This window comes from uncultured Methylobacterium sp., from assembly GCF_964244095.1.
Taxonomy (GTDB): domain Bacteria; phylum Pseudomonadota; class Alphaproteobacteria; order Rhizobiales; family Beijerinckiaceae; genus Methylobacterium.
In genome coordinates, this window is record NZ_CAXTHR010000263.1 from 1 (window position 1) to 2,875 (window position 2,875).

A 2,875-nucleotide genomic window follows, 5' to 3' on the forward strand; every position below is an offset into this window, starting at 1 on the left:
CCGCGGATGCTGACGTTCTTGGCCTTGCCGTCGGCGAAGGGCCGCTCGGTGAAGCGCCGCTCGAAGTCGTCGAACGGGAAGTCGAGGTCGGGGAACATCAGCACCGCCCCGCCCTCCAGCGCCTCGGCGAGGGAGGGCCGAGCGCCCGGCCCCGACGAAGGACCGCTCGTTCCCGACGAGGGGACGGTGAGGATCGGGCTGATCATGCGGGTCGGATGTCCTGCCGTTGGCCGTGCCGCGTCGGCGCGGGGTTTAGCCGAGCCGCGCGCCGAGGGCCAGCCGGGCCGGATTTCCGGTGGATGACGGCGGGCGTGTCCCGTCATCCCGGCGCGGCCCGCGGCGCGGAGCCTTGCGCAACGGATGCGGAGACTGCACGTTCCTTTCCTGTTCCGGGCGTCGCGCCCGGCCCACGGGGACCCTCGCCGATGGCGACGCTGAAGGAATTCGAGGCGTCGCTGCGCGAGCACGGCATGCAGATGGCGCTGGCCCTGCTGGAGCGCCTGCGCGAGCGCGACCGCGCCAACCGCTCCACGAAGCCGGCCCGGCGCCTCACCGGCCGGAAGATGACGCCGGAACTCGCCCACGCGATCCTCGACCTGCACGCCTCCACGGGAATGACGCAGCAGGAGATCGCCTTCAAGGTCGGGGTCAACCAGGGCCGGGTCAACGAGGTGATCAAGCACGGCAAGTGGCTCGACGGCGACGCGCACGCGCCGGAGGCGGTGGCCCGCGACAAGGCGCTGGCGCGGCTGCGCGGCGAGCCGGCCGCGCGGAAGGCGCCGTCCGCGGCCAAGCGGACGCTCGGCAAGGGCGGCGCGGGCCGGGGCGGCAAGGACGGCGCGGCCAAGCCGAAGTCAGCACCGGCCCCGCGCCGCAACCAGGGCCAGTTGGCGTTCGGGGACCTCTGAGCGGAGACCCCGGCGCTGTCGGGGTTTCGAGGAGCGGCCCGCGCCTGCAGCCCCAACATCTGCCGCGCCCTGAGCGGACGAAGCGCGGGTGCCCTCTCCCTGGCAGAGGGAGCCGCGCCGCGTTTCCGGCGCTCTAGCCTCGCAGCTTCGCACGCCTCGCGGCATGGTCCGGCGCTTCGGAAAAGACCGCCTTCATCGTGTGCCACAGCGGCTTGCGCCGGAACTGCGCGTCGAGCGGCAGCGCCCGCTGGGCCAGGCCGTCGGGGCGCTTGCGGTAGGGGTGGTCGTTCAGCCACGTGTCGGGATCGTAGATGTCCCAGGAGACGACGTTGAGCAGGGCGGGCTCGGCCACCGCCACGTCGAGGTAGCGGCGGGCGAAGTCGGCCACCATCCGGTCGCGGACCGCGATGTCGGCGGGAAACGCCCGGTCGTCGATGTCGAACTCGGTGATCTCGATGCCGAGCCCCATCCCGCCGATCTCGGCGAGGAAGCGGCGCAACTGGCCCTGGTCGATCGGCAGCGTGCTGGTGAGGTGCGATTGCAGGCCGAAGCGGCGGATCGGCACGCCGCGGGCGAGCATGCCCTCGAGCCGCTTGAGCACGCGGGTGCGCCGCGCCTCCATCCACGGCACGCCCTGCTCGACCGCGTCCTCGTTCCAGCACGGGGCCGCCATCGGGTCGGTCTGGTGCAGGATGCGGAAGGCGAGGTCGACGTAGCCGGGGCCGAGGGCTGCCAGCCACGGGCTCTCGCGCAGGCCGTCCGGCCGGGTGCCGTCCTGCGCCAGCACCTCGTTGACCACGTCCCAGGACGCGATCTGGCCGCGATAACGCCCCGCCACCGTCTCGATCCAGCGCCGCAGGAAGTCTTCCGCCTGGGCCGGCGTCGCGCGGGCGAGGAGCGGCGGGACCCAGGGCGGCAGCGCCTCGTGCCAGACCAGCGTGTGCCCGCGCAGGCGCTGGCCGTTGCCGCGGGCGAACCGCACCAGCGCGTCGCCTTGCGAAAAATCGGTCCGGCCGGGTTCGGCCAGCACCACCTCCATCTTCATCTCGGTGCCGCAGACGAGGAGGCCGGCCTCCCGCGCCACCGCCTGCCGGTAGGCGGGGTCGCGCGCGAAGCGGAAGCCGGGCACCTCGGTGCCGAAGGTCAGGCCGGTGCGCGCGGCCGCGGCCTGGAGGCCGTCGCCCGACCACGACGGGCGCCCCGCCGGCCCGAACGGCTGCCCGGGCGCGGCGATCCCGTGCGAAGCGAGGCCGCAGGCGGCGCCCGCGAGCACGGCGCGGCGGGTGGGACGGTCGATCATGGATCGGCTGCGCGCATGACGAGACCTCGTGAACAGGACCGCGATCCTCCGGAGGATCACACGTCCGCGCTGCGGCCGGTAGCCGGCCCCTGCCGATCCGTCGGCAGCCATCCCCGCCATAATTCCCGGGCCCTCGACAATCCCCGGCCGCGCCCCAACCTCTTGCCGGGAACGGACGCTGCGGGCGGGACGGGACGCGACCATGACACATCCTGCGATCGAGCCCGGCCGCGCGGCCGTCGTCACGGGCGCGGCGAGCGGCATCGGCCTGGCCGCGGCGAAGGCCTTCGCCGGCGCCGGGATGAACGTCTGGCTCGCGGACCTGCCCGGCGACGCGTTGGATGCCGCCCGCGCCGCGGTCGCCGCGCTCGCGGCCGTCGAGGTGCGGGCGGTGGCCGTCGATGTCGGGCGGCGCGAGGCCGTGGATGCGCTGCGCGATGCGGTGGAGCGGACCGGGCCGCCGGCCGTGGTGATGCTGAACGCCGGCATCGAGGCCGGCGGCACGCTGTTCTCGGAGGCCGAGACGTGGCGGCGCATCCTCGACACCAACCTCTGGGGCGTGATCAACGGCATCCAGGCCTTCGCGCCGGGGATGATCGCGGGCGGGAAGGCCGGCGCCGTCGTCGTCACCGGCTCGAAGCAGGGCATCACCACGCCGCCGGGCAAC

The 2,875-nt window shown here is 74.2% G+C and carries 3 protein-coding genes and 1 pseudogene; 2 read left to right on the forward strand and 2 right to left on the reverse strand.

All coding sequences use genetic code 11. The features are described 5' to 3' along the window. A pseudogene (locus ACFE86_RS22225) lies at positions 1–206 on the reverse strand (3-deoxy-D-manno-oct-2-ulosonic acid (Kdo) hydroxylase); the annotation flags it as partial. 219 nt (positions 207–425) lie between these two features. Here ACFE86_RS22225 and ACFE86_RS22230 point away from each other — a divergent pair. Then, positions 426–908: an RNA polymerase subunit sigma-70 gene (locus tag ACFE86_RS22230; RefSeq protein ID WP_375457480.1), complete on the forward strand. Its 483-nt coding sequence runs from the start codon at positions 426–428 to the stop codon at positions 906–908. Between the two features lie 133 nt (positions 909–1,041). On the opposite strand, the gene ACFE86_RS22235 is transcribed toward ACFE86_RS22230, so the two are convergent. Beyond that, complete coding sequence (locus tag ACFE86_RS22235; protein ID WP_375457481.1) at positions 1,042–2,208, reverse strand: endo-1,4-beta-xylanase; 1,167 nt, start codon at positions 2,206–2,208, stop codon at positions 1,042–1,044. A 202-nt stretch (positions 2,209–2,410) separates the two neighbouring features. Here ACFE86_RS22235 and ACFE86_RS22240 point away from each other — a divergent pair. Continuing rightward, the coding region (locus ACFE86_RS22240) for an SDR family NAD(P)-dependent oxidoreductase (protein WP_375457482.1) at positions 2,411–2,875 on the forward strand (465 nt) is incomplete at its 3' end.